This is a genomic window from Vibrio sp. B7 (genome assembly GCF_963888765.1).
In the GTDB taxonomy this organism is placed as follows: domain Bacteria; phylum Pseudomonadota; class Gammaproteobacteria; order Enterobacterales; family Vibrionaceae; genus Vibrio; species Vibrio anguillarum.
Genome location: NZ_CAWPKR010000038.1, coordinates 41,253 through 66,871, shown reverse-complemented (window position 1 = coordinate 66,871; position 25,619 = coordinate 41,253). Strand labels below are relative to the sequence as shown.

At 43.8% G+C, this 25,619-nt stretch carries 25 protein-coding genes and 1 tRNA gene; 23 read left to right on the top strand and 3 right to left on the bottom strand.

What is annotated here, in order from left to right:
• The first annotated feature begins 21 nt into the window (after window positions 1–21).
• The 15 genes from ruvC to nadA all read left to right on the top strand — a co-directional run bounded on the left by ruvC (window position 22) and on the right by nadA (window position 12,617).
• Window positions 22–543, top strand: coding sequence for a crossover junction endodeoxyribonuclease RuvC (gene ruvC / locus AACV32_RS15275; protein WP_013856565.1), 522 nt, complete (start codon window positions 22–24; stop codon window positions 541–543).
• A gap of 100 nt (window positions 544–643) precedes the next feature.
• Window positions 644–1,264: a Holliday junction branch migration protein RuvA gene (ruvA, locus tag AACV32_RS15270; RefSeq protein ID WP_013856566.1), complete on the top strand. Its 621-nt coding sequence runs from the start codon at window positions 644–646 to the stop codon at window positions 1,262–1,264.
• Complete coding sequence (gene ruvB, locus AACV32_RS15265) at window positions 1,261–2,265, top strand: Holliday junction branch migration DNA helicase RuvB (RefSeq protein WP_017042275.1); 1,005 nt, start codon at window positions 1,261–1,263, stop codon at window positions 2,263–2,265. The genes ruvA and ruvB overlap by 4 nt, the downstream gene beginning before the upstream one ends.
• A gap of 472 nt (window positions 2,266–2,737) precedes the next feature.
• Window positions 2,738–4,324: a cytochrome ubiquinol oxidase subunit I gene (gene cydA / locus AACV32_RS15260; RefSeq protein ID WP_029189795.1), complete on the top strand. Its 1,587-nt coding sequence runs from the start codon at window positions 2,738–2,740 to the stop codon at window positions 4,322–4,324.
• 17 nt (window positions 4,325–4,341) lie between these two features.
• Window positions 4,342–5,478: a cytochrome d ubiquinol oxidase subunit II gene (cydB, locus tag AACV32_RS15255; RefSeq protein WP_013856570.1), complete on the top strand. Its 1,137-nt coding sequence runs from the start codon at window positions 4,342–4,344 to the stop codon at window positions 5,476–5,478.
• Between the two features lie 11 nt (window positions 5,479–5,489).
• Window positions 5,490–5,597, top strand: coding sequence for a cytochrome bd-I oxidase subunit CydX (cydX, locus tag AACV32_RS15250; protein ID WP_000270284.1), 108 nt, complete (start codon window positions 5,490–5,492; stop codon window positions 5,595–5,597).
• On the top strand, window positions 5,590–5,892 hold the full coding sequence (gene ybgE, locus AACV32_RS15245) for a cyd operon protein YbgE (RefSeq protein WP_013856571.1): 303 nt from the start codon (window positions 5,590–5,592) through the stop codon (window positions 5,890–5,892). Before cydX ends, ybgE begins: the two co-directional genes overlap by 8 nt.
• Before the next feature lie 179 nt (window positions 5,893–6,071).
• Window positions 6,072–6,491, top strand: a complete 420-nt coding sequence (gene ybgC, locus AACV32_RS15240) for a tol-pal system-associated acyl-CoA thioesterase (RefSeq protein WP_017042272.1) — start codon at window positions 6,072–6,074, stop codon at window positions 6,489–6,491.
• Window positions 6,481–7,164, top strand: a complete 684-nt coding sequence (gene tolQ / locus AACV32_RS15235; protein WP_013856573.1) for a protein TolQ — start codon at window positions 6,481–6,483, stop codon at window positions 7,162–7,164. Before ybgC ends, tolQ begins: the two co-directional genes overlap by 11 nt.
• Before the next feature lie 3 nt (window positions 7,165–7,167).
• Complete coding sequence (gene tolR / locus AACV32_RS15230; protein ID WP_170895417.1) at window positions 7,168–7,611, top strand: protein TolR; 444 nt, start codon at window positions 7,168–7,170, stop codon at window positions 7,609–7,611.
• Window positions 7,612–7,623: 12 nt separating this feature from the next.
• A complete protein-coding gene (gene tolA, locus AACV32_RS15225; protein WP_170895418.1) occupies window positions 7,624–8,694 on the top strand; it encodes a cell envelope integrity protein TolA in 1,071 nt (356 codons plus the stop codon).
• A gap of 27 nt (window positions 8,695–8,721) precedes the next feature.
• The gene (gene tolB / locus AACV32_RS15220; RefSeq protein WP_094146918.1) at window positions 8,722–10,059 is read left to right on the top strand and encodes a Tol-Pal system beta propeller repeat protein TolB; all 1,338 of its coding nucleotides are present in this window, start codon (window positions 8,722–8,724) and stop codon (window positions 10,057–10,059) included.
• A 30-nt stretch (window positions 10,060–10,089) separates the two neighbouring features.
• Window positions 10,090–10,629, top strand: a complete 540-nt coding sequence (gene pal, locus AACV32_RS15215; protein WP_013856577.1) for a peptidoglycan-associated lipoprotein Pal — start codon at window positions 10,090–10,092, stop codon at window positions 10,627–10,629.
• A 15-nt stretch (window positions 10,630–10,644) separates the two neighbouring features.
• Window positions 10,645–11,421: a tol-pal system protein YbgF gene (ybgF, locus tag AACV32_RS15210; protein WP_019280925.1), complete on the top strand. Its 777-nt coding sequence runs from the start codon at window positions 10,645–10,647 to the stop codon at window positions 11,419–11,421.
• A gap of 134 nt (window positions 11,422–11,555) precedes the next feature.
• Window positions 11,556–12,617 (top strand): quinolinate synthase NadA, encoded by a 1,062-nt coding sequence (nadA, locus tag AACV32_RS15205; protein ID WP_026028138.1) that lies wholly within the window; start codon window positions 11,556–11,558, stop codon window positions 12,615–12,617.
• Between the two features lie 112 nt (window positions 12,618–12,729).
• Here nadA and AACV32_RS15200 read toward each other — a convergent pair whose 3' ends face one another.
• Window positions 12,730–13,311 carry a UPF0149 family protein gene (locus AACV32_RS15200; RefSeq protein WP_013856580.1) on the bottom strand — a complete coding sequence of 194 codons (582 nt, stop codon included), beginning with the start codon at window positions 13,309–13,311 and terminating at the stop codon, window positions 12,730–12,732.
• A 161-nt stretch (window positions 13,312–13,472) separates the two neighbouring features.
• On the opposite strand from AACV32_RS15200, the gene AACV32_RS15195 reads away from it, so the two are divergent.
• The 6 genes from AACV32_RS15195 (at window position 13,473) to AACV32_RS15170 (ending at window position 21,003) form a co-directional block, all read left to right on the top strand.
• Window positions 13,473–15,896, top strand: coding sequence for a hybrid sensor histidine kinase/response regulator (locus AACV32_RS15195; protein WP_212752751.1), 2,424 nt, complete (start codon window positions 13,473–13,475; stop codon window positions 15,894–15,896).
• Window positions 15,897–16,133: 237 nt separating this feature from the next.
• Window positions 16,134–16,583: an L-alanine exporter AlaE gene (locus AACV32_RS15190; protein ID WP_017042265.1), complete on the top strand. Its 450-nt coding sequence runs from the start codon at window positions 16,134–16,136 to the stop codon at window positions 16,581–16,583.
• Window positions 16,584–16,751: 168 nt separating this feature from the next.
• Window positions 16,752–16,839: transfer RNA gene (locus tag AACV32_RS15185), tRNA-Ser, on the top strand.
• Window positions 16,840–17,028: 189 nt separating this feature from the next.
• Window positions 17,029–18,063: an ABC transporter substrate-binding protein gene (locus tag AACV32_RS15180; RefSeq protein ID WP_017050370.1), complete on the top strand. Its 1,035-nt coding sequence runs from the start codon at window positions 17,029–17,031 to the stop codon at window positions 18,061–18,063.
• Window positions 18,060–19,400 (top strand): diguanylate cyclase domain-containing protein, encoded by a 1,341-nt coding sequence (locus tag AACV32_RS15175; RefSeq protein WP_017050369.1) that lies wholly within the window; start codon window positions 18,060–18,062, stop codon window positions 19,398–19,400. Before AACV32_RS15180 ends, AACV32_RS15175 begins: the two co-directional genes overlap by 4 nt.
• 151 nt (window positions 19,401–19,551) lie before the next feature.
• Window positions 19,552–21,003 carry an NAD-dependent succinate-semialdehyde dehydrogenase gene (locus AACV32_RS15170; RefSeq protein WP_373568412.1) on the top strand — a complete coding sequence of 484 codons (1,452 nt, stop codon included), beginning with the start codon at window positions 19,552–19,554 and terminating at the stop codon, window positions 21,001–21,003.
• A gap of 11 nt (window positions 21,004–21,014) precedes the next feature.
• Here the strand turns inward: AACV32_RS15170 and AACV32_RS15165 are convergent, their stop codons facing one another.
• Window positions 21,015–21,269, bottom strand: a complete 255-nt coding sequence (locus tag AACV32_RS15165) for a DUF1496 domain-containing protein (RefSeq protein ID WP_010319042.1) — start codon at window positions 21,267–21,269, stop codon at window positions 21,015–21,017.
• Between the two features lie 29 nt (window positions 21,270–21,298).
• On the bottom strand, window positions 21,299–22,192 hold the full coding sequence (locus tag AACV32_RS15160) for a pyridoxal-phosphate dependent enzyme (RefSeq protein ID WP_170895421.1): 894 nt from the start codon (window positions 22,190–22,192) through the stop codon (window positions 21,299–21,301).
• Window positions 22,193–22,639: 447 nt separating this feature from the next.
• Here AACV32_RS15160 and AACV32_RS15155 point away from each other — a divergent pair, with 447 nt between their 5' ends.
• Both AACV32_RS15155 and AACV32_RS15150 read left to right on the top strand, forming a co-directional pair.
• Complete coding sequence (locus tag AACV32_RS15155) at window positions 22,640–23,266, top strand: TetR/AcrR family transcriptional regulator (RefSeq protein ID WP_038198255.1); 627 nt, start codon at window positions 22,640–22,642, stop codon at window positions 23,264–23,266.
• 55 nt (window positions 23,267–23,321) lie between these two features.
• Window positions 23,322–25,604, top strand: a complete 2,283-nt coding sequence (locus AACV32_RS15150) for an acyl-CoA dehydrogenase (protein ID WP_026028135.1) — start codon at window positions 23,322–23,324, stop codon at window positions 25,602–25,604.
• The last annotated feature ends 15 nt before the right edge of the window (window positions 25,605–25,619 follow it).

The following is a 25,619-nucleotide window of genomic DNA, read 5'->3' as shown; positions in this document are numbered from 1 at the left end:
TCGTCCACGATTAAGGTTTTCATGTCAATTATTTTAGGTATAGATCCCGGTTCGCGAATCACAGGTTATGGTGTGATCAGGCAGCATGGACGATATTTGTACTATCTTGGTAGTGGATGTATTCGTACATCCGAAAAAGAGTTACCTGGGCGGCTCAAGCAAATTTACGCTGGCGTGACGGAAATCATCACACAGTTTCAGCCTGATGTTTTTGCCATCGAGCAAGTATTTATGGCAAAGAATGCGGACTCAGCACTCAAACTCGGGCAAGCAAGGGGCAGTGCTATTGTGGCGGCAGTGAATGCGGATCTTCCAGTCTATGAATATGCCGCTCGACTGGTTAAACAATCTGTAGTTGGTACGGGTAGTGCTGATAAAGCGCAGGTGCAACATATGGTCCAGCAAATGCTCAAATTATCGGCTAAGCCACAAGCGGATGCCGCTGATGCTCTGGGTGTGGCAATTTGTCATGCGAATACCAATAAAACCTTGATTGCGTTAGCTGGGCGGGCAAGCAGTGCTAAAAAAGGCCGATATCGCTGAAAAACCGATCTCGAGCGAGGTGGTATTTTTCTACTGGCTATACATCCAGTTATTTATTATCATCCGAGTCAAATAACCTCATTTCTCTAAGGAATTTCCTGTGATTGGACGTCTTCGCGGCATTCTGATTGAAAAGCAACCTCCAGAGCTATTGATTGAAGTCGCTGGCATTGGTTATGAAGTCCAAATGCCAATGAGTTGCTTCTATGAACTCCCTAAATTGGGCGAAGAAGCGGTCATTTATACCCATTTTGTGGTCCGAGAAGATGCGCAGCTTTTATATGGTTTCAACACGGTAAAAGAGCGAGCTTTATTTCGTGAAGTGATTAAAGCGAATGGCGTAGGGCCAAAATTAGGCTTGGGTATTTTGTCCGGAATGACGGCCGGTCAATTTGTTTCATGCGTTGAGCGTGAAGATATCTCCACATTAGTGAAGCTTCCTGGAGTGGGAAAAAAAACCGCTGAACGTTTGGTTGTTGAGATGAAAGATAGGCTGAAAGGTTGGGGAGCCGGTGACCTCTTCACTCCCGCTACTGACGCTGCGCCAGTCGATAACAATTCCTTGGAAGCGCTCACGAGCAATGCAGAAGAAGAAGCGATCAGTGCGTTACTTTCTTTGGGTTATAAGCCTCAACAAGCTTCTAAAGTAGTGGCACAAGTAATGAAGGCTGACATGACCAGCGAAGCGCTGATTAAAGAAGCCTTGAGAGCAATGGTATGATTGAAGCTGATCGCTTAATTGCCCCTGATAGTCCTATTTTTAAAGATGAAGATATTATTGATCGCGCGATTCGTCCCAAAAAATTAGCGGATTATCGTGGCCAAGATCATGTACGCAATCAAATGGAAATCTTCATTAAAGCGGCACAAATGCGCAGCGAACCACTCGACCATCTCCTGATTTTTGGCCCTCCAGGGCTTGGGAAAACAACATTAGCCAATATCGTTGCCAATGAGATGGAAGTGAATATCCGCACAACTTCTGGTCCGGTATTGGAAAAAGCAGGAGATTTGGCGGCATTACTGACTAACCTTGAAGAGAACGACGTTCTTTTTATTGACGAAATTCATCGCTTAAGTCCGGTGGTTGAAGAAATTCTTTATCCCGCAATGGAAGATTACCAGCTCGATATAATGATTGGCGAAGGTCCAGCCGCTCGGTCCATTAAAATCGATTTACCCCCTTTTACGTTGATTGGGGCAACAACTCGCGCTGGCTCGTTAACCTCACCCTTGCGTGATCGCTTTGGTATTGTACAGCGCCTTGAGTATTACAAAATTGATGATCTACAGTACATAGTGCAAAGAAGCGCGGACTGTTTAGGATTGTCGATGGAAGCGGATGGTGCACTTGAAGTGGCTAGGAGAGCAAGGGGAACGCCTCGGATTGCCAACCGTTTATTGCGCCGAGTTCGAGATTACGCTGAAGTGAAAGGCAACGGGCACATATGTATAGAGACTGCAGATAAAGCGTTAAACATGTTGGATGTTGATAGCCAAGGTTTCGACTATATGGATAGAAAGCTATTACTAGCGATTATGGACAAATTTGGCGGTGGCCCTGTTGGTCTCGATAACCTAGCCGCTGCAATCGGCGAAGAAAAAGATACCATTGAAGATGTGTTAGAACCCTTTCTTATCCAACAAGGTTATTTACAACGGACACCAAGAGGACGAATGGCGACCGATCGCGCCTATCTTCACTTCGGAATTGAAAAATAAGTTTACACCTCATCATCATTTTTAGGTGGTAAGCACAAAGTGTGAACTACATCTTATTTATGATAATTTCTTTACCACTAAAGAGTTAATGATGTGAAGTGTATTGTTAACTCTCTGTGTGATTCGTTGTATTAATTTCTATCCCTTTCACTAAATACTCACAACAATTTCATTCTTCCTTTGATGTGGATCATTTTGTTCTTTTTTTGTTCAGATTTGCCGCGTGAAAATTGATGTAAATCAAGGCTTTTTTCTCCCATAAATCTTTTGAAACAACCTGCATTTAGAAGTAGTATTAGTCCCAGCTATATTAGCTGATGCTTAACAATTAACTAACCATAACGGTACATGCTTGCAACAAAATTCTGATATTTTTCAACATTTGATGAGGTTATATCACTGATGAATTTTGAGGAATTTTAACCCGTTCAGCATGTCAAAAGTGTCATTCAGCCGGCACAAAGGAGTTACCATGATTGACGTCGTTGATCTATCGCGGTTGCAGTTTGCACTGACAGCGATGTATCACTTCCTGTTCGTTCCATTGACTCTAGGTATGGCTTTTCTTTTAGCCATCATGGAATCTTTGTATGTAATGACTGATAAGCAAATCTATAAGGACATGACAAAGTTCTGGGGTAAGCTTTTTGGTATTAACTTTGCCCTTGGGGTGGCCACTGGCCTCACTATGGAGTTCCAGTTCGGTACAAACTGGTCATACTATTCCCACTATGTAGGTGACATTTTTGGCGCCCCTCTTGCGATTGAAGCACTTGTAGCCTTCTTTTTAGAATCAACCTTTGTCGGTTTGTTCTTCTTTGGTTGGGATAGACTATCAAAACGCCAGCACTTGGGCGTGACTTGGTTGGTTGCTTTGGGGTCCAATTTCTCGGCACTTTGGATCTTGATTGCGAATGGTTGGATGCAAAACCCAGTTGGCGCAGAATTCAATTTTGAAACTATGCGTATGGAAATGGTTAGCTTTGCTGAAGTCGTTTTCAACCCTGTCGCTCAAGTGAAATTTGTGCATACCGTAGCTTCTGGTTACACCACTGGCGCGATGTTCATTCTTGGTATTAGTTCATATTACTTGCTGAAAGGTCGAGACGTTGCGTTTGCACGCCGCTCATTCGCTATCGCTGCATCATTCGGCATGGCCGCTATTTTGTCCGTGATTGTGCTTGGTGATGAATCAGGATATGAAGTGGGTGAAGTTCAAAAGGTGAAGCTGGCTGCGATTGAAGCTGAGTGGCACACGGAACCTGCACCGGCTGCATTTACACTGTTTGGTTTGCCTAACCAAGACGCCATGCACACCGATTATGCAGTAAAAATTCCGTACGTGATGGGTATTATCGCTACACGTTCACTGGATACCGAAGTCACAGGGTTACGCGATCTACGCGATCAACACGTTGACCGAATTCGTAACGGTATGTATGCCTATGAACTGTTAGAGAAATTACGTGCAGGCGAAAAATCGCCAGCAAACATTGCCGCTTTTGAAGAAGTGAAAGGCGATTTGGGCTACGGCTTATTGCTAAAACGTTATACCGATAAAGTGAGCGATGCAACGGAAGAGCAAATTCAAGCCGCCGCCGATGATTCAATTCCAACCGTATGGCCACTATTTTGGTCATTCCGTCTGATGGTCGGTGTTGGTTTTGTGATGCTATTTGTCTTTGGTGCAGCATTTATTCAAACTTGTCGTCAGAAAATTGAGCAAAAACAATGGGTACTTAAAGCCGCCTTGTTCAGTATTCCTCTACCGTGGATTGCAATTGAAGCGGGTTGGTTTGTTGCTGAATATGGCCGTCAACCATGGGCTGTTGGTGAAATATTGCCGACCAATGTTGCTGCTTCTGCGCTAACTCTGGGCGAATTATGGACCTCATTGTTTGCGATTCTTGCACTGTACACAGTGTTCTTGATTGCTGAAGTTTACCTGATGGTTAAATTTGCTCGTAAAGGGCCTAGCAGCCTGAAAACTGGTCGTTATCACTTTGAGCAAAACGCAAACTCTGTTGAAGACAAAGTTAGCCGTCAAGTCGAAGCATAAGGCAGGGAGATAGAATAATGTTTGATTACGAAATCTTGCGACTAATTTGGTGGGTGCTGATCGGCGTACTGCTGGTTGGTTTTGCAATCACGGATGGTTTTGACATGGGCGTTGGTGCTCTTGTTCCCGTCATTGGTAAGAATGACAGTGAGCGTCGTGTCATGATCAACTCTATTGCTCCACACTGGGATGGTAACCAAGTTTGGCTTATCACGGCAGGTGGTGCACTGTTTGCGGCTTGGCCGTTAGTCTATGCGACATCATTTTCCGGATTTTATTTGGCTATGATTGTTACATTGGCTGCATTATGGCTTCGTCCGATTGGTTTGGATTACCGTTCAAAAATTGAAGATCCAAAGTGGCGTAATACTTGGGATATCTGTATTTCAATTAGTGGCTTTGTACCACCAGTCATCTTTGGTGTTGCCTTTGGCAACTTACTACAAGGCGTGCCATTCCAACTCAGTGATTTCATGATGCCAACGTATCACGGTTCATTTTTTGGTCTGTTGAACCCATTTGCTCTGCTTTGTGGCTTAGTCAGCTTGTTTATGATTATTTTACAAGGTGCCGCTTGGCTACAGATGAAAACCACCGATGAGCTGCATGCACGCGCTCGTGGCGTCGCTCAACTAATGGGCTTGTTGGTTGCTGTTACTTTCGTCGCTGCAGGGTTTTGGATCCAAAACATCGATGGTTACGTGATTACCAGCGTCATTGATACACATGCCGCATCAAACCCACTCAATAAAGAAGTGATACGTGAGGCGGGGGCGTGGATGGCTAATTTCAACGCTTACCCATTACTATGGATAGCGCCAGCTTTGGGTGTTGCCATGCCACTACTTGCTGTGTTGGCGTCGCGTTTTGAAAAAGGTGGTCTCGCATTCTTGGCTTCTAGCTTAGCCAATGCGGGTGTGATTTTCACCGCTGGTTTTGCGATGTTCCCATTTATCATGCCTTCAAGCTTAGTACCAAGTAATAGCTTGACCATGTGGGACTCAACATCGAGTGAATTGACGTTGAACTTAATGACAGTGGTCGCTTTTGTAATGGTACCTATCATTCTTGGTTACACCACTTGGACTTACTACAAGATGTTTGGTCGTCTTGATAGCAAGTTTATTGAAGAAAACAAAAACTCACTTTACTAAGGAGCATAGATATGTGGTATTTCGCATGGATTCTAGGTGTGCTTTTAGCTTGTGCATTTGGCATCATCAACGCTCTTTGGTTAGAGCATTCTGAAATGATGGACAAAGACAGTGAGTAAACTTGCAATGCAAGTCACTGAGTACCATAAACTGGTTGATAAGACTCTGCTCAGAGTCTTATCGCTCTTGCTTGGTTTTTATCATATCGCCATGATTATGTGGGATCCCGAGCTGTATTCTCAGAGCATTGGTGGTTTTAACGCGGTTATTTCACCACTCATGATATGGGCGCTGTGTGCAAGTATGGTTTTTGGTGTTGGCTTTAGACCACGCAAATGGTTTTGGCAATTATTGTTTAGCCCCTACATTTCATTATCGATCTTAATTTACCTAACGATTATTCGACTAGTTTGATATTTACTGTGTATGAATAACCTGTCGAAGGTTGATTAACGACCCACATTAGTGCTGCCTCTTTGAGACAGCACTAATTTTTTGTTTCAAGTTTTGTAAAAGTCCACTCAATGCTTGTACTAACGTCAATGAGTTGCGTTATAGTATCCGCCTAAATCTGTATATGTGTTGGAACCTTTGTGCAAAATACAGCCTCAGCCTTTCATTGGCCTGTAACGATTTACTATGAAGATACGGATGCTGGTGGTGTCGTCTATCACTCAAACTATCTTAAATTCTTTGAACGAGCCCGAACTGAAATGTTACGCGCAGTTGGAGTGTCTCAGCAGACGCTTTTGCAGCAGAACATTGGTTTTGTGGTCAGGCACGTTGACATCGATTTTCTACAAGCTGCACGTTTAGACGATATGCTGACGATAAATACTGTGATTTCGGCATTGAAAAAAGCCTCACTGATCTTCTGTCAAGAGCTCGTCAATCCTGAAGGTAAAGTATTGTGTAAAGCAATAGTTAAGGTAGCATGCATCGACAATCAGAACATGAGGCCAAAAGCGATGCCTCAATCAATAATTTTGGAGTTAACCCATAGTGACTGCTGATATCTCAATTCTCGATCTGTTTTTGCAAGCCAGCTTATTGGTCAAGATGGTGATGCTAATCCTTTTGGGGATGTCTATCGTTTCGTGGGCGATGATCATCAAACGTAGTAAAGTCCTTTCCCAAGCAGAAAAGAACGCTGATGCTTTCGAAGACAAATTTTGGTCTGGTACTGACTTATCTGTTATTTATCAAGATGTCAAAAAGCGTAAAGATGAACTTTTGGGTACAGAAGAGATTTTTTACTCTGGCTTTACCGAATTTGCACGTTTACGCAAGACTAACGCCACTTCACCCGATTTCATAATGGAAGGGACGGGACGTGCGATGCGAGTTGCTGTCGCAAGGGAAGTGGACGAGTTAGAGACCAGTCTGCCATTTCTAGCGACCGTGGGTTCTATCAGCCCATACATTGGATTATTTGGTACGGTATGGGGAATCATGCACTCATTTATTGCGTTAGGTGCGGTGAAGCAAGCGACGTTAGCAATGGTGGCTCCTGGTATTGCAGAGGCGCTGATTGCGACCGCCATGGGTTTATTTGCGGCTATTCCTGCGGTGATGGCTTACAACAGGTTGAGCAATAAAGTCAGCAAGTTAGAGCATAATTACGCCACCTTTTCTGAAGAATTTCATAGCATTCTTCACCGCCAAGCGATGGCTGGTAGGGAATAGACGATGGTGGGTTACCAGCGTAAAAAGCGCAAGTTGACAGCTGAGATTAACGTTGTCCCTTATATCGACGTTATGCTCGTGTTGCTGATTATTTTTATGGTGACATCGCCGTTTGTCACTCAAGGCGTTGACGTCGAGCTTCCTAAAACAACCACTTCAAAGTCAGCGGCTGAGCTGAAAGGTGATAGTGATAGTAGTTTTATCATCGTGGAAATAGATAAAGAAGGTCGTCTCGGGTTGAGCGTAAATAATGATGAAGTCGAGCGGGGTCTTTCGCTGCAAGATGTCATCATTAGAGTCAAAGCTGAATTGTCGTTGAAACCGGATTCACCGGTTGCGGTTGGCGGTGATGCTGCAACGCCTTATGCAGAAGTGATACTGGTTCTGGATGAATTGAATCGTGCGGGCATTTCAAAAGTAGGTCTGCTAACCGAAATTAAAGGATAGTTTGTACTGTTCATGAAAGATCATAAATCCAAAAAAAGCGATTACAAAAAGCCCATCATTATCTCGGCTGTTTTGCATATAGTGTTGATCATTGCTTTGTTATGGGGTTCGGATTTTAGCCTAACTAAGCCCGAGCCTGCAGGGCAGATGGTTCAAGCTGTGGTGATTGATCCACAATTGGTACAAAAACAGGCCCAGCAAATTCGTAACCAGCGTGAAGCCGCTGCCAAAAAAGAGCAGGATCGGCTGGATAAGTTACGCCGCGAAAGTGAGCAGTTGGAAAAAAACCGCAAGGCGGAAGAAGAGAATATTCGCCAACTAAAAGAACAACAAGCTCAGGAAGCGAAAGCGGCCAGAGAAGCTGAAAAGCAACGTGCCGAAAAAGAACAAGAGCGTAAAGTGGCAGAAGAACGAGCTCGTAAAGAAAGAGAGCGAGCGGTAAAAGCGGAAACGGAACGTAAGATAAAAGAAGAAGCGGTAAAAAAAGCAGAACAGGAGCGCATCGCTAAAGAGGCTGAAATTGCGAAAGCGGAAAAAGAACGCATTGCCCGTGAAAAAGAGGCAGAACAAGCTAAAGAGAAAGCTCGTAAAGAGCGAGAAGCAGCAGAGCGAGCCGAGAAAGAGCGAATAGCCAAAGAACAAGAGGCGAAGAAAGCGGCCGAAAATGCAAAAAAAGAGAAAGCACGTCTAGAGAGATTGGAGCGTGAACGCAAAGAACAAGAAGCGGCGCTGAATAACATTTTTTCTGGGTTAGAAACAGAAGCAGAGCAAAATAGCTCAGCTCGTTCCCAATTTGTAATGAACGAAGCTCAGCGGTATGGAGCAATCTATACGCAGCTCATTCAACAAAATTTGCTGATTGAAGACAGTTTTAAAAGTAAACAGTGCAAAGTGAACCTACGGCTCATTCCAACGGGAACTGGAGCAATAGTCGGTAATCTAAGCATTATTGATGGTGACTCAAGGTTATGCGCGGCGACAAAACGTGCTGTGGCGCAGGTGGGGACGTTTCCGCTGCCCAAAGATGATCTTGATGTAGTCAATCAATTGAAAAACATTAATTTAACTGTAGAACCAAATTAAAAGGAAAAGCTTGTGTTAAAGCGATTGATGTTAGGATGCTTACTTGTCATCGCAAGTAGTGTACAGCTCGCCAACGCCGCATTGGAGCTTGTGATCACCGACGGCATTAATTCAGCAAGGCCGATTGCTATCGTACCGTTTAAGTGGGAAGGCAAAACAAAATTACCGCAGGATGTCTCTGCGGTGATCGCGTCAGATTTGCAACGTAGTGGTAAATTCAGCCCGATTGCGACCAGCAAAATGCCACAAACGCCTTACAATGAAACCGATGTGAAGTTTGATGCTTGGACCAGTATTGGTGTTGATGCTTTGCTCACTGGTAGCATTACGCAAAATGCAGAAGGTAACTATGTCATCAACTACCAATTGGTAGATGTAGTGCGTGGTCAACTGACACAAGGCCAAAGCAAAGCATTAAGTAACGATGGACAGTTGGTGCTTTCTAAAGATCATGTTTTATTCAATAAAGTTGCCACCGTACCAGCAAACCGAATGCGTGAGTATGCGCATCGAATTTCAGATTTGGTCTATCAAGAACTCACGGGTGATAAGGGTGCGTTTCTCACTCGTATTGCCTACGTGGTGGTCAACGACGATGAACAATATCCTTACCAACTAAGGGTTGCTGACTATGACGGTTACAATGAACGTTTAGTACTTCGTTCAAAACAGCCTTTGATGTCACCGACTTGGTCACCTGATGGTAAGCAACTGGCGTATGTGAGCTTCCAAAACGGCCAAGCGGAAATATTCATCATGAATATTTATACTGGCGAAAGAGAGAAAATGACCTCGTACCCACGTCATAATGGGGCACCAAGGTTCTCGCCAGATGGGAAAACTCTCGCCTTGGTGTTGTCTAAAACGGGCAGCTTACAGGTTTATACTCTGGACTTGGCAACCAAGAAGCTGAAACAAATAACGAGTGGCAGATCAAATAATACAGAACCGTTCTGGCATCCTGATGGTAAATCGCTAATATTTACTTCGGATCGGGGTGGTAAACCACAGATATATCAAGTAAATTTATCAGACGGTTCTACCAATCGTCTGACATGGCAAGGCAGCCAGAATTTAGGTGGACAAATAACGCCTGATGGTCGATTCCTTGTCATGGTAAACCGAAGTAATTCGGGTTTTAATCTGGCGAAACAAGATTTGGAAACTGGTTCAGTGCAAATTCTAACAAAGACTTTGCTCGATGAGTCTCCAAGTATTGCACCCAATGGTGGTATGGTCATATACAGTTCTATTTATAACAAAGCGAATGTACTTTCGATGGTGTCTATAGATGGGCGTTTCAAAGCTAGATTACCGGCAACAAATGGTCGCGTTAGGGCTCCTGCGTGGTCTCCGTTTTTATAGCAAGTAAGTATCAAAAAGTAAGGAAAAAAAATGCAACTTAATAAAGTTCTTAAAGGGCTACTGATTGCGCTACCAGTACTTGCAGTAACTGCATGTAGTTCAAGCGATGAAGCGACAAACGCTTCTGGTACTCAAACTAACCAGTCTACTTCAGGTTCAGCAAACAGCGTTGATACAACCGTAGTTTCTCCAATTGATGCGAATGGCCAACTCTCTGAACAAGAGCTAAAGGAACAAGCTCTTCGTGAAACTCAAACCATTTATTTCGCATTTGATAACGCGACAATTGCTGGTGATTACGAAGATATGCTTGCTGCACACGCAGCTTACCTAAGCAAAAATTCAGCAATGAAAGTTACCATCGAAGGCCATGCTGACGAACGTGGTACGCCTGAATATAACATCGCGCTAGGTGAGCGTCGTGCACAAGCTGTAGCGAAATATCTACAAGCGCTAGGTGTACAAGCTGACCAAATCTCGATCGTTAGCTATGGCGAAGAGAAGCCACTTCTTCTTGGTCAATCTGAAGAAGTGTATGCGAAGAACCGCCGCGCGGTTCTCGTATACTAATCGAGGAATCGCCTCATGTTCAGTAACTTAAAGCGAATTGTAACGCTTACGTTACTGGCAAGTGCAGCGGGTCAAGTACTCGCTGCACCAGCTCCAGTATCCGATCTTAGCAATAGCTCTTCAGCAAGCACATCTCGTGCTCAACAATCATCATCTGAATCTAATGTACAACGTCTTGAACGTCTGCTTGAAAACCGTAATAGCGTTCAACTCAAAATGCAGCAGCAGCTCGATGATATGGCACTTGAAATCAGCGAACTACGTGGCCAGTTAGAGCGTAATAGCTACGATATGCAGCAAATGTTGCAGCGTCAGCGTGAACTCTTTATCGAGTTAGATCGCGTACGTGGCGAAATGAAGAATACAACCGCAAGTTCGTCACAGCCGACAACGGACACTGATATTGCAGGAACGTTTAGCAGCAATGTTGATGAACAAACTGCCTATCAGAATGCGGTTGATTTAATCCTGAAGAAAAGGGATTACAGTGGTGCTATTGCAGCGTTTCAACAGTTTCAAAAAGATTATCCAGATTCTAATTTTGCGTCTAATGCCCATTACTGGTTAGGGCAGCTCTATTTTGCGAAAAAGCAGGATAAAGAAGCGACACAAAGTTTTGCCGCCGTGCTCACTTACAGTGACTCCAATAAACGTGCTGATGCGCTGGTTAAGTTAGGTGACATTGCCAAGCGCAATAATAATACTGCGCAAGCAAATAAGTATTATCAGCAAGTTGTGGATGAATACCCTACAAGTGCGTCTGCCAAGGTTGCTAAAGAGAATTTGAATTGATAACAATTTGAGTTAATAAAAAGAGGCCTTGTGGCCTCTTTCTTCGACGGCACTATTTTATGAATCGCTTTTGATCCTTCGTTAGGTGCGGTGTACAATGCTCGGATTCTTGGAAGTTGCGTAGAGCAAGAGCAATGAGCCACATATTAGATACGATTGAAACTATTTATCCATTTCCGCCAAAGCCCATTCCACTGACGGTTGAGCAAAAACAAGCCTATACAGCAAGTATCAAACAACTCTTAAAAGAAAAAGATGCAGTATTAATTGCGCATTACTATACCGATCCTGAAATTCAAGCTCTCGCTGAAGAAACCGGCGGTTTTGTTGGTGATTCATTAGAGATGGCCAAGTTTGGTAATCGCCATCCTGCCAGTACATTGATCATCGCTGGTGTGCGATTTATGGGCGAATCAGCAAAAATCTTAACCCCTGAAAAACGCATTTTAATGCCAACCTTAAAAGCAGAATGCTCCTTGGATCTGGGGTGTCCTGCCGATAAATTCACAGAATTTTGTGATGCACACCCAGATCATACCGTTGTTGTGTATGCAAACACATCGGCGGCGGTCAAAGCTCGTGCCGATTGGGTGGTTACATCGAGCATTGCACTTGATATTGTTGAGCACTTAGATGCGGAAGATAAACCCATAATTTGGGGGCCAGATCGCCATTTAGGCTCATACATCGAGAAAAAAACGGGCGCAAAGATGTTGCTCTGGCAAGGTGAATGCGTAGTACACGACGAGTTCTCTGCCGATGCATTGCGTAAGATGAAAGCACTGTATCCTGATGCAGCCATCCTTGTGCATCCAGAATCACCAGCCAGTGTGGTAGAACTTGCGGATGCTGTAGGCTCTACAAGCCAGTTGATTAAGGCAGCAAAATCCTTACCTCAACAGAAAATGATTGTGGCGACCGATAAAGGCATCTTTTTTAAGATGCAGCAGTTAGTCCCTGAGAAAGAATTGATTGAAGCACCGACGGCAGGAGCAGGGGCAACATGCCGAAGCTGCGCGCATTGTCCTTGGATGGCGATGAATGGTCTTCGAGCGATTGAGTCAGCTCTTATGGAAGGCGGTAAAGATCACGAAATTTTCGTCGATGAAGCCGTGAGAGTGAAATCACTCATCCCATTAAACCGTATGTTGGATTTTGCTGAACAGTTAAATTTGCAAGTCAAAGGGAATGCCTAATTCCTTTCGGTGGTAGTGGATGAAAAAAGGCTCTTATTCAGAGCCTTTTTTATCGCAAGCAAATTGATTTGAAATTAACGTTATTCGAAAATAAAACTATTCAAAAACAAAGTTATTGCTCTAGTGCCAACTGAGCGCCGCGCTGCGTTAAGCCACACAACATCACCGGTATGGCCTGATAGATTTCTTCAAACTGGTCGAGTCCTTGCATACCTTGTTGGGAAAGTGTTGCTAAGGACGTCTCCGGATCATAAAGCATACTCAGCGAAAGGAGCACGCCCCCAAGTAGCGCATTATCTTGGCTATCTTCAGGCATTAACGTTTCCCAATCATCACGCGTAAGTTGCCAACCTTGAAGAAAACCTTCACAAAAATCACGGACATGTTCAGTCACTATTTCTTGTTCATCGAGTGAGCAACCTGCAGGCCAGCTCCATTGATTTTCGAGCAAAGCAGGGCGATAGTCATTCCACATTTCAACGATCAGTTGGAAATAGGTTTCTAGCTGTTTGCCTTCGCTAAATGGCGCGATCTCTTCTCCCCCCCATAGAAAAGGGAGCCATTCCTCTGGCGGGAGCAAGTTAGGCGCTGACGCCATGGATGCGACAAAACCTTGAGTTTTGGCCTCATTAAGCAATTTATCTTCTAGTTCGGGTTGGGTAAGGAGTTCTTGTAAATTCACAGCAGATCCCATCAGTTGCCGAGTGTATTTGCAGCCATTTTAACGTTAAAGCGATACAATGTGCGAATTTTGCTGATAATTTGTTGGCTTTAGTGAGGTTTTACAACAATCAACATATTGCTCGCTAAGATTATTCACTATAATTTGCACAAAAGAAAAAATTGAAAGGATTTATGAGAGCACCTATTTCATTGAAGAAGAAGAGCATTATCGCCCTTTCTTTTTATCTCTGCTTTTTTATTGCGATCACAGGTACCGTCACTTATTGGATTGTCGAAGCGCCACTACGAGCTGAATTAAAACAGAATTTAGATCTTCGTGCAGAAGTGTTATCAGCCCAAATTCGCGAACCTCTCAACCGTTCTATTGGTGTGCTCCAAAGCATTGTCAGCCTTGGGCAAGCTGCAACCAACCAAGCTGAGCAAGACAGAATGCTCTCTTCGCTGTTCACTATACTTGATGATGTTGTCGTCAGTGGTGGGCTATGGCCGAAACCCTACAGTATTAATGCATCGCAGCGATACAGTAGCCTGTTTTATAATCGAGCCGCTGACGGTCAAGTCGACAAATTGCATTCTTGGAACAATCAAGAAGCGCATGGTTACGATAACGAAGTGTGGTACAACGCAGCAAAAGAGAAGCCTGTCGGTAGTGTGGTATGGTCAGAAGTCTATGTCGATGCCTATACGCACGTTCAGATGATCACGGCTTCATCGCCCTATTACGTTAACGGTGAATTTGCTGGAGTAGCAACAGTCGATCTGTCATTGGCGGGGTTAGCCACATTTATTGCCAGTCAAGCGGAGCTTTATAACCTTGGCGTATCCTTAAGTGATTCGGGGGGCTCCCTGATCACTGAACATAATTTTATAATACGTGAAGAAGCTAACGTAAGTCATTTCGGTTTTGGTGATTTTGAATGGCGAGTTGATGTTATTAATGCCCATCGGTTAGTGAATGACGAAGTGTTTGATCTGGTGATGAATGTCGAACGGAGTATCATTCCAATCCTTTTAGTTTGCGTTATGATCGGTTATTACTTGATCAATCAATATGTGATCAAACCGATTACCATCATAGCCAAAAAAGTGAGTGATTCTAAACAAGGCGGTATTATCGATATGCCGTATCGAAGCCAAGATGAGATCCGCCAGCTTATCGATTCATTTAACCAAAAAACCGTTTATCTTGAAGCGGAAAAAGTGAAAGCTCAAGCTTCCACTCAAGCCAAAAGTGCTTTCTTAGCAACTCTGTCACACGAAATCAGAACTCCAATGAATGGTGTTTTAGGAACCGCGCAAATCTTATTGAAAACAGAGCTTTCCCCAGAACAGAGGCAACACCTTAATAGTCTGTATGAGTCTGGCGAGCACATGATGGTGCTGCTTAACGAAATTCTCGATTTCTCCAAGATTGAACAAGGGCGATTAGAACTTGATAACACCCGTTTCCCCTTGGATTTACTGATTGGTAGTATTAACAGTGTTTACCATACCTTATGCAATGAAAAAGGACTGCAGTTTAGGATTTACAGCGATATTGTTCACGATCGCTGGTATTACTCAGATAAAGCACGATTGAGACAGATTCTGTTTAACTTACTTAATAATGCGGTCAAGTTTACCTCTCACGGCTTTGTCGAAGTGACTCTAAAAGAGCAGCAGATGGAAGATAAACGGTATCTTTCTATTCGGATACGGGATTCGGGGATAGGTATAGCAAAAGAGGCTCAGGAAAAAATATTCCGCCCATTTGAACAAGCTGAATCATCGACGACAAGGCGTTTTGGTGGAACGGGGTTGGGCTTAGCGATTGTAAAACAAATTGTAGAGCTAATGGATGGGACAGTCACGGTAACCAGTGAGTTAGGAATTGGTACCAGTTTTCACGTTATGCTAGCGATAGAAACAACGACGCCCGGGACCATTGAAGTCAAGCCACGTCGCAAGCTTAATTACCAAGGACTGAAAGCTCTCATTGTGGAAGATAACCGGACCAACTCTATCATCATCGAAACCTTTATGAAGAATAAAGGGTTTACATGCGATTGTGTTGAGAATGGTGAATTGGCAATTCAAGCGGTTGTTGGCGGGAATTATGACCTGATATTGATGGATAACCATATGCCCGTAATGGATGGCGTAGAAGCGGTGTCTGCGATTCGGATCTTAGTTGGGGAGCAACGTAATGTGCTCATTTTTGGTTGTACTGCTGATGTTTTCAAAGAAACTCGTGAGCGAATGTTGTCGGCCGGCGCTGATTATATTGTCACCAAACCCATTGATGACAATGAATTAGATGATGCTCTTTTCCAATTTGTCGAAAAACTGTATCAATATCATCCAGAGTCCTCTATGCCGCTAAAGATAGGCTCAGCCGAGGAATCATTGGTGACGTTTTATATGGCCGTGGAAGATCAAAACATAGAACTTGCATTAGCCATGATTCAACGTTTGATACAGCAGTTGCCGGAGATTGAAAATACTCATATTCATCAAGTGCTAATCGATACCCAAACAAGCTTAGAAAAACACCAGTTACCTACACAGCAGCAAGTCGATTTGCTAACGGTATTGCTTTCCGATTTTTGTAATTAAATAACCATTTTGAGATTTAGTAAGAATGCGTTGTAACAGGAATTTAAAGAATAGCGTTAGATTCTAGTTTCCGATTCAAAATTGGTTATAAATTTACCTAAGTTAATTAAAATTGGTCACTAAATCTACAGAATATGTGTTCTAATTCCCTCATTATCTAGCTTGTTGTTATTTTCTAGGTATCTGTATTGCTGATTGGCATATTTAATAGTTATATCTATTGTGTAGAGGGAAGTAATGAAAGCTCGTGGCCCATTTTGTATTCGTCATGCTGCGGCGGACACATTTGCAATGGTTGTTTTTTGTTTTATATCAGGCATGATCATTGAAATTTTCATCTCTGGAATGACCTTCGAACAGTCGCTAGCATCACGTACACTGTCTATCCCAGTTAATATCGCAATAGCATGGCCTTATGGCGTATTTCGTGACTTTATTCTGCGCCAGGGACGTCAATGGTCTGAGACTGGCTTAATGAAGAATGTCTCGGATTTGGTTGCTTACGTTCTATTTCAATCTCCGGTCTATGCCGCCATTCTATGGGCTGTAGGCGCATCTACAGAGCAGATCATAACCGCAGTATCAAGCAATGCCATTGTGTCGTGTGGAATGGGCGTTCTCTATGGCTATTTTTTAGATATGTGCCGCCGTTGGTTCCGTGTCCCTGGTTATCATCGTAGCGCCTAACCGTGACACTCACTGAAGAAAGGCTTGTATTGAATTTCATCAAATAAGTCAATAAGTAGTCAAACGAACCAAAGTGGTGGGCTTTTTTATTATTTTGGCTTGACCTAATCCTATAGAATCATTAAATTAGCGCCTCGTTAGCCAAATGCGCTAACCACAATATAATTTGGTGAGTTGTCCGAGTGGCTTAAGGAGCACGCCTGGAAAGTGTGTATACGGCAACGTATCGAGAGTTCGAATCTCTTGCTCACCGCCATATTCTAAACCGTAGACGATCGTCTACGGTTTTTTTGTGCGTAAAATACCATGTTAACTCAAGCTTAACTCACTGTTTAATCTAAACAATCTCAATGCATCCCCTGCTAAAAAGTTATTAAATAGCCATTCACTCAAAAATAATTCCAATTCAGAGCTAAACTGTCATATATAAAACTAATTTCACTTATTGGCTATGGTTACGAAAAAGCACAAAGCTCAGACATTTCATAAAGTTGCAGTGGCTATTGTTGTATTGGTAGTCACTATTGCTATTTTTAATAGGCAACTTGGTCATTTTTATGATGCTAGCCGTGTTGAAGAGCGTAAAGCAGTAAGAATAGCGGTTTCGCAAACGCCACTCTCTTCCTCCTTTATTATTGCCGAAAGTTTGGGTTTTTTTGAACAACAAGGGGTGAATGTCGAACTAGTGCCCTGTTCTGGAGGTGTGGCCTGTTCTCAAGCTTTGTTTAGTGGGAATGTAGACTATGCGACTGCCTCTGAGTCGGTGGTTATGTTTAAGCTTTTCCAGCGTAATGATTTTGCACTATTAACCAGTTTTGTTGAGTCAGATAACGATTTAAAGCTGCTCACGTTAGAGCGATTAGGCATTGTTAACCTGAGTGATTTGGAAGGTAAAAAAGTAGGCATCGTTAAGGCGAGTGCCAGTGAGTTTTACTTTGATTCATTGTTGATTGCCAGTGACCTGAAAGAGATGGCTGTTGAAAAAGTCTATTTACCACCAGAAGCGCTAAATGACTCTTTATTCTCCTCACAAGTTGATGCTATTTCTGTTTGGGAACCTTACGGTTATAAAACTGAAACCTCTGCACCATCCGATGTATTGAACCTTGGGCTATCTGGTATTTATCATTTGTCGTTTAATTTACTTTCGATGAAAGCAACCGTCGAAGAGGCGCATGACGAGATAGTGGCAATATTACGTGCATTAAAAGAGGCTAATGAATGGATTAACCTCAATCCTGAACAATCGAGAGAGGTGATTGCACAGGCCTTAAATATTCCGTTACCCCAACTCGAGTGGTCTTGGAATGATTATGTATTTCGTTTGTCGTTAGGTAATGCACTTTTATCTAATTTACAGCTTCAAGCAAGATGGGCGATTGAGGCTGGTATGGTTACGGGCGACAAGCCGGATTTTCGGACAGTACTTGCTTCCAAGTCGATCGAGGAAGTGCTACGTACTAAGGTATCGATAAAATGATCAGTTCGATTGTGCGTAAATTGACATTATTGTTCGCATCCACGGCATTTCTAATCCTTTTGATCACTTTTTCTCTGTGGGGCTTACTTAAAGAACAAGAGCAAACAAAAAAAGATCTAGAAGATATTATGCAGATCCAATTGAGTGTGGATTTGTTGCGTAGCCAACTTTGGATTTTCCTGCAGTATTCTGATGTATCAAGTTTGGACCAGGTTGATATTGCTCAGCAAAGCCTCTCCAAGAGACTGCTTAATCATAAGATGATGGGCAAACATATTGAAAACTTACAACGCATGAACTCTAGCCTTTCTGTCTTACTGAAACAAGAAAAAAAGCTTACTAATCAATACCATGAAGAAAAAATTAACTCTTTAATTAGTGCGAAAGGGCTGCTACATTCACGTTACAATATGCTCGTGCAAAATATGACTGAAGAGTTGTTTTACTTACAAAAATCAGTCTTAGCAAAAAGCATTGAGAGTCAACAAATGACCTTGATGTTGAGTGCACTGAAAATATTATTTTTTTCAATCTTAGTGAGTGGCATTGCGTGGTTGATTTTGAAACGTTTCAAAAGAGGGTTTGCGTCAATTAAACAAGGTATCCTAGCTTTGACGTATGGTGACCTTGAAAGCAAGATTGAACCAGTTAATCTGGATATTGAATTTGTAGCTTTGGCTGACTTTTTTAACCATATGAAGGTCTCACTAAAAACGACAACCGTGACAAAAGATGAATTGCAATTAGAGGTTGAGCGACAAACCTCAGAGTTAAAAATCCAAAAAGATCAGCTTCAGTTTCTATCTGAACATGATTCGTTGACGGGGTTACTTAATCGGCGAGCGTTTGAAAAGTTGTTGGATAACGCCATCGTTAAAGCCAATAGGACCAAGGTGAAGTTAGCGCTGCTTTTCATTGATTTGGACAATTTCAAAACCATCAACGACACTCAAGGCCACTGCGCGGGAGATGAAATTTTAAAGCAAATCGCGATTCGCTTAGAGGCCAGTATCCGCCAATCTGATTTTGCGGCAAGGCTTGGCGGTGATGAATTTGTAGTGTGCCTCGATCTGATTGATGAGTACGACTTTGTCGCAGAGAAAGTCAAACAAATCATCAAATGCTTAGGGCTGCCCATTGAGTTTGAAGGGCAAAGCCTAACCGTTGGTGTTAGTGTCGGTATCAGCTACTTCCCCTTACAAACCAATAGTATGCACCATTTAATGGCCTTAGCTGATGAGGCGATGTATCAAGCGAAAGAGGTGGTTGGTAACACTTATTGCCAAAACATTGATCCCTTAAGGGGAGTTTTTACAGTGGAAGACGTGGTGAGTTAACGCCATTTTTCTGCATAGGAAGCGGCTGGGTCGAGGCTGATTCATGAGTAGATAGTCGCAATCCCTGAATAATACCGTTTATCAATTGAACCTGACTCAGTTTCCTTTTACCCTGTGCTTCTCCCCCCATATTATCGCTAGGAGCATCGTCATGCAGCTTCGTGATCCTCAACTTTTTAAACAACAATGTTATCTCAATGGTCAATGGGTTTGTGCATCCAACTCGCTCACCTCAACCGTTTACAACCCTTATGACGGCACTCTGATTGGAACGGTTCCGCAGCTAGATAGTGCGCAAGTCCAACAAGCGATTGAGGGTGCAGAGCTTGCGCAGAAACTGTGGAAAAAACAGCCAGCGGCGGATAAAGCGAGAGTGCTTAGAGCTTGGTATGAATTGATTGTTGAACACAGCGATGATCTGGCACTGATTTTAACCAACGAGCAAGGCAAACCTTTAGCGGAAGCGAAAGGCGAGATCAGCTATGCTGCCAGCTTTGTCGAATGGTATGCCGAAGAGGCAAAACGAGCTTATGGTGAGCTTGTTCCGAGTCATAAATCGGATGCAAGAATACTGGTATCGAAAGAACCTATTGGTGTGGTTGCTGCGATCACGCCTTGGAATTTCCCTGCGGCTATGGTGACTCGTAAATGTGCTCCAGCGATTGCGGCTGGGTGCGCAGTGGTACTCAAACCAGCACCAGATACGCCTTTTACGGCTCTTGCTTTGGTAGAATTGGCGCATCGTGCTGGGCTTCCCGCTGGCTTATTGCAAGTGGTGACCGGAGAGGCAATCGCAATCGGGCAACAATTAACCAGCAGCAAAGTGGTACGGAAACTCTCATTTACTGGCTCAACAGGAGTGGGGAAAATATTAATGGCACAGTGCGCGCACAACATCAAAAAGTTGTCGCTCGAGCTGGGTGGTAATGCCCCTTTTATTGTGTTTGATGATGCCGACATTAATGCCGCCGTAGAGGGTGTGATGGTGGCGAAGTTTCGTAACGCTGGTCAAACTTGTGTCTGTGCCAATCGAATCTATGTGCAAGAGGGCGTGTACGATAAATTTGTTAAAAAATTGGTTGATAAAGTCAGCAAGCTGATTGTGGGAAATGGGTTGGAATCGGGCGTAACAATGGGGCCTTTAATCAATGATGCGGCGGTGGCTAAAGTCAAATTACATATTGCGGATGCCACCGCGCAAGGCGCTTTAGTGCAATATGGCACTCTGCCTCAAGCCGGTAGCCGTTTGTTTGAGCCTCACGTATTAACTGAGATGACAGAAGAGATGTTGGTGGCTCAAGAAGAAACCTTTGGCCCACTTGCACCTTTGTTCCGTTTCTCTCACGAAGAGGAAGTGATTGAACGTGCAAACCACACGGATTCTGGATTAGCTGCATACTGCTATACGCAGTCATTGGCTCGGGCTTGGCGATTGAGTGAGACACTGGAAGTCGGCATTGTTGGTATTAACGAAGGTTTGATATCAACTACAGTCGCACCGTTTGGTGGCATCAAAGAGTCAGGTCTTGGCCGCGAGGGAGCAAAGCAGGGGTTAGACGAATATTTGGAAGTGAAATACACCCTAATGGGAGGCTTAAACTAATCCTCCTCTCACTATTTTTGTTGAGTCAGTAACACCCATCTTAAGGGGCCATTGGTTTCAAAATCATTGGCCTCTTGGCAGATCATATACAGCTCACCGACTTGAATCACTGCACCGATAGAATAAGCTTGGTCCTTATAATAGCAAACACGTTGCAAAGCTTTACCTTCTGTAGCCACCACAACCGGTAGCGAAGCGGTATTGATTACTTTCGTGTAGCCAAAGCTAGGAGCAATCAATAATAACCAAACACAGTACTTCAGCATGGTGTATCTCCTAATTTATAGTGAGGTAGTTAATCAAATTGCCGCTGATAGCGGGGCAGCATACTTTCATTACCCAGTAACCCACCTTGATGAATATAAATCACCGTTTTTTCTGGATGAGCTTCCATCCAAGGTAACAAACATTGCCACATCATAGGATCATACAACAGATCAAATTCCACATGAGTCTGCTCAAGTAGATTTTGCCACATCCGATAATCGGCTTCGTACAATCGTCCAAAGTGATGCTTTTTCTCTGTAGATATAATCGTAGGGTACTGGCGCTCTTCAAGCTCGTCAAATTGTTGGATGAGGTAGTCATTTCCCCCTACACAAGCACAGGTCAGAACCTCAATATCGTGCGGTTTTAGATATTTTTGCAGGTAGATCGCAGTGGTTCCTGTCCCGGAGGGCAACGCAACGACGAATTGCGTTTTTGTCTCCATTCTCATCCAGTTGAGAATTTCTAGAGCCAACTGCTTAATGCCCGTTTCGGCCACCTTTGAGCGACCGCCTTCCGGTACGACTAAGCATGAAGCATCAGGCTGGCGGATCGTATCAATATACTGCTCGGGGGGCATTATATTGATGGGGCTAACTTCGATGATGTGCGCTCCTAAATCGAGTGCACCACGATAGTTGCCAATCGGCCTTTGTTGTAACCACGTTGGAATGTGGTCTACATAAAACTCAAATTTCCACCCTTTAATGCGCGCAAGAGCTGCCAGAGAATAGAGAGCATTCGATTGCGCCGAACCATAGCTGATTAAAGTGTTGATGCCGGGGAGATCGCTATCCAATAACGCCATGAACTTACGCGCTTTATTTCCGGAAAAATGGCTGTGAAGTTGATCATCACGTTTTAAATAGAAGCGGTTATTGGAAAAAGTATGTTGCGTTATGGGGGTGTCAGACAGTTTCATGATGATTTTCGAGCAGAAAAGGGCCGTAGTATATACTGACCTGAGTAAAAATTGCAGTGTTGGCCGATTTTATCGCTCGTCAGTTACTGCTTTGCCTCTCATGCGGCAAAAAAAAGCCCAGAGCAAAAGGCGCTGGGCGGATACAAATAAACATAGGAGTTAATAAGAAAAAGCAGCATATCGGTAGTTACAGTAAGAAGAAAAATTTGACGGCCTGTAAAATTCTTAATGCTCTGCTAACTACACTTATTGAGACTGAGCATTTCACAATCAGTTCCATCTTAAAGCCATTTTTTTCAATTTATTTTTAAAATATTTATCTTTCATTAGCTTACTTCTATTTTACTCTTCAGCTCCGATCATTTCGTAAAAATGTGATGTTAATTGCTTGTTAATCAATTGTGTCGATAGTATATTTCAAACACCTGTTTGATACGAGTGATTGAAATGGCACCAAGAAGTAGTACCAAAGAAAAAATCCTAGATGTTGCAGAGGGATTGTTTGCTGAACATGGCTTCAACGATACATCGTTACGAGCTATCACCAGCAAAGCTGGAGTAAATCTAGCCTCGGTTAACTACCATTTTGGTGATAAGAAAACGTTAGTGCGTGCAGTGTTGAATCGTTATTTAGAAGCATTTATGCCAGCCGTTCAACAAGCGCTGCAGGAGTTAAATTCCCAAGATGAATATCAAATGTCGGAAGTGTTTGAGTCATTGCGTACACCATTACGTGCGTTGAATGATGTTAGGCCCAATGGTACCAGCCGTTTTATGTTGTTGATTGGTCGCGGCTATACCGATGTGCAAGGTCATTTGCGTTGGTTTATCACCACACGCTACAACGATGTATTGTCACTGTTTACTCAGTCAGTGATGAAGGCGAACCCAAAACTGACGCCTGAAACTCTATTCTGGCGTTTGCACTTCACGCTAGGCACGTGTGTTTTTACCATGGCGTCAAGCCAAGCATTGGCTGAGATTGCCGAAAGTGATTTTGGCAACCAAGTGGATGCCAAAGCCGTCGTCGACTTACTTATTCCTTATTTAGCCGCCGGCGTTGCGGCTGATTAACCCAATTAAATCTATTATAAGAAGTAACAATCCAAGCGAACAAAAGGATCTGATCATGAGCTCTCTACGAAGAAAATGGATAAGCGACCCCGCCTTTAAACTGTTTAAGCAAGTTTTGCCTCCGTTATCGGAGACAGAAAAAGAGGCGATGGAAGCGGGCAGCGTTTGGTGGGATGGTGAACTGTTTTCAGGTCGTCCAGACTTTACCAAGCTGCATCATTACCCAAAACCAACCTTGTCAGATGAAGAGCAATCTTTCATTGATAATGAGTTGGAAACGCTGCTGTCCATGTTAGATGACCATAAAATCGTGAAAGAAGATCGCGACTTGCCAGCGGAAGTGTGGACGTTTCTGCGTAAAGAGCGTTTTTTCTCTTTGATTATTTCAAAGGCCTACGGTGGTCGTGAATTTTCCGCACTCGCCAACTCCACCATAGTGTCACGGATTGCGACGCGCAGTATCAGTACCGCTGTTACAGTGATGGTGCCAAACTCGCTTGGCCCGGGAGAGCTCCTCTCTCACTACGGTACACAACAACAGAAAGACTACTGGCTTCCTCGCTTAGCTGACGGTACGGATATCCCTTGTTTTGCGCTGACCGGGCCAGAAGCAGGCTCCGATGCTGGCGGCATTCCTGATCAAGGCGTGGTGTGTTACGGCAAGCACGAGGGCAAAGAAGTCCTTGGGATTAAACTCAGTTGGAATAAGCGTTATATCACGCTGGCTCCGGTTGCAACTGTGCTAGGCCTAGCTTTCAAACTCAGTGATCCTGAAAAACTTCTAGGCGATAAGCTCGATATCGGTATTACCTGCGCGCTGATCCCTGCTAATCACAAAGGCGTGGAAATTGGCGAGCGACATGATCCACTCGGCCTTGCGTTTATGAACGGCCCAACGCGTGGTCAAGATGTTTTCATCCCGATGGATTGGCTCATCGGTGGTGCTGACTATGCGGGTAAAGGCTGGCGCATGCTGGTGGAATGTTTGTCGGCAGGGCGTGGTATTTCATTGCCCGCACTTGGTACGGCGATTGGTCACTTAACTTCGCGCACGACAGGTGCATACGCTTATGTGCGCAAGCAATTTGGCATGTCGATTGGTAAATTTGAAGGGGTAGCTGAAGCATTGGGCCGTATCGGTGGCTTAACTTATTTGCTTGAAGCGACACGAACCTTAACCACAACCTCGCTCGATTTGAAAGAAAAGCCGGGCATAGTGACTGCCATTGCCAAATATCATATGACAGAAATTGCGCGCACAATTTTAAATGATTCGATGGATATTCACTCTGGTCGAGCGATTCAAGATGGGCCAATGAACTACCTCGGAACACATTATCTCGGTATCCCGGTCGCAATAACGGTTGAAGGGGCCAATATCCTAACTCGCAATTTGATGATCTTTGGCCAAGGTGCCACTCGTTGTCATCCTTATGTTTTGAAAGAGATGGAAGCGGCGGCTAATCCTGATACAGAGCAAGGCGCGAAAGATTTCGATAAGCTGTTGTTTAAGCACATTAGCCACGCGACCAAAAATACTTTTGGGGCACTCGGTGCTGCATTAACGGGTTCGCGCTTTGTCAAAGCGCAAATGAGCGGCCCAACAAAAGCGTATTACCAACAGTTAACGCGCATTAGCCGAGCACTTGCCGTGAGTGCCGATTTCGCTATGTTGACGTTAGGTGGCGATCTTAAACGTAAAGAGATGATCTCAGCGCGTTTAGGTGATGGTTTGAGTTATCTGTACATGGCTTCAGCGACCTTGAAAAAGTATGAAGATGAAGGCCGCCAACAAACCGATTTAGATTACGTGCACTACGCGGTGCAATATTGTTTGTACCACGCGGCTAAATCTTTGCAAGAGGCGTACAGCAACTTCCCCAACAAAGTGGTTGGGCGCTTACTTAAGGTGTTGGTCTTCCCTTTGGGCAATCATTATGACAAACCTAGCGATGAGCTGTCGGTCAAACTGGCGGAAAGCTTAATGACTCCTGGAGCACATCGAGATCGTCTCACTCATCTTTGCTACATTGGGCCAGAGGAAGACGATAGCGTTGGCTTGATGGAAAAAGCGTTTTTGGCGATGTATGGTATCAGTGCACTTGAGCGCAAGCTGTTCCGCGCAGCCAAAGAGGGTAAAATTGCGCGTAAAGGTGCCCTGACTGAGCGATTGGCTCAAGCCTTAAGCGAAAATGTGTTGACTCAAACTGAAGTAGACCAAATTTTGGCCGCAGACAAACTGCGTTATAAAGCGATTCAAGTTGATCACTTTAGCCATGACTTGAGCGAGGTGATGACCAATAAGCCGGGAAAGCCAAAGCTTAATCATGTTGCTTAGTCGCGAATATCGTTA

What these genes read in the sequence shown, in the direction of transcription:
- ruvC (WP_013856565.1), top strand. Translation starts at nt 22, where the DNA reads ATGTCAATTATTTTAGGTATAGATCCCGGTTCGCGAATCACAGGTTAT.
- cydX (WP_000270284.1), top strand. Translation starts at nt 5,490, where the DNA reads ATGTGGTATTTCGCATGGATTCTAGGTGTGCTTTTAGCTTGTGCATTT.
- cydB (WP_013856570.1), top strand. Translation starts at nt 4,342, where the DNA reads ATGTTTGATTACGAAATCTTGCGACTAATTTGGTGGGTGCTGATCGGC.
- AACV32_RS15165 (WP_010319042.1), bottom strand. Translation starts at nt 21,269, where the DNA reads ATGCTGAAGTACTGTGTTTGGTTATTATTGATTGCTCCTAGCTTTGGC.
- tolR (WP_170895417.1), top strand. Translation starts at nt 7,168, where the DNA reads ATGGTGGGTTACCAGCGTAAAAAGCGCAAGTTGACAGCTGAGATTAAC.
- tolB (WP_094146918.1), top strand. Translation starts at nt 8,722, where the DNA reads ATGTTAGGATGCTTACTTGTCATCGCAAGTAGTGTACAGCTCGCCAAC.
- ruvB (WP_017042275.1), top strand. Translation starts at nt 1,261, where the DNA reads ATGATTGAAGCTGATCGCTTAATTGCCCCTGATAGTCCTATTTTTAAA.
- AACV32_RS15155 (WP_038198255.1), top strand. Translation starts at nt 22,640, where the DNA reads ATGGCACCAAGAAGTAGTACCAAAGAAAAAATCCTAGATGTTGCAGAG.
- ybgF (WP_019280925.1), top strand. Translation starts at nt 10,645, where the DNA reads ATGTTCAGTAACTTAAAGCGAATTGTAACGCTTACGTTACTGGCAAGT.
- pal (WP_013856577.1), top strand. Translation starts at nt 10,090, where the DNA reads ATGCAACTTAATAAAGTTCTTAAAGGGCTACTGATTGCGCTACCAGTA.
- AACV32_RS15200 (WP_013856580.1), bottom strand. Translation starts at nt 13,311, where the DNA reads ATGGGATCTGCTGTGAATTTACAAGAACTCCTTACCCAACCCGAACTA.
- tolA (WP_170895418.1), top strand. Translation starts at nt 7,624, where the DNA reads ATGAAAGATCATAAATCCAAAAAAAGCGATTACAAAAAGCCCATCATT.
- AACV32_RS15190 (WP_017042265.1), top strand. Translation starts at nt 16,134, where the DNA reads ATGAAAGCTCGTGGCCCATTTTGTATTCGTCATGCTGCGGCGGACACA.
- AACV32_RS15150 (WP_026028135.1), top strand. Translation starts at nt 23,322, where the DNA reads ATGAGCTCTCTACGAAGAAAATGGATAAGCGACCCCGCCTTTAAACTG.
- AACV32_RS15160 (WP_170895421.1), bottom strand. Translation starts at nt 22,192, where the DNA reads ATGAAACTGTCTGACACCCCCATAACGCAACATACTTTTTCCAATAAC.
- nadA (WP_026028138.1), top strand. Translation starts at nt 11,556, where the DNA reads ATGAGCCACATATTAGATACGATTGAAACTATTTATCCATTTCCGCCA.
- AACV32_RS15175 (WP_017050369.1), top strand. Translation starts at nt 18,060, where the DNA reads ATGATCAGTTCGATTGTGCGTAAATTGACATTATTGTTCGCATCCACG.
- AACV32_RS15195 (WP_212752751.1), top strand. Translation starts at nt 13,473, where the DNA reads ATGAGAGCACCTATTTCATTGAAGAAGAAGAGCATTATCGCCCTTTCT.
- cydA (WP_029189795.1), top strand. Translation starts at nt 2,738, where the DNA reads ATGATTGACGTCGTTGATCTATCGCGGTTGCAGTTTGCACTGACAGCG.
- AACV32_RS15170 (WP_373568412.1), top strand. Translation starts at nt 19,552, where the DNA reads ATGCAGCTTCGTGATCCTCAACTTTTTAAACAACAATGTTATCTCAAT.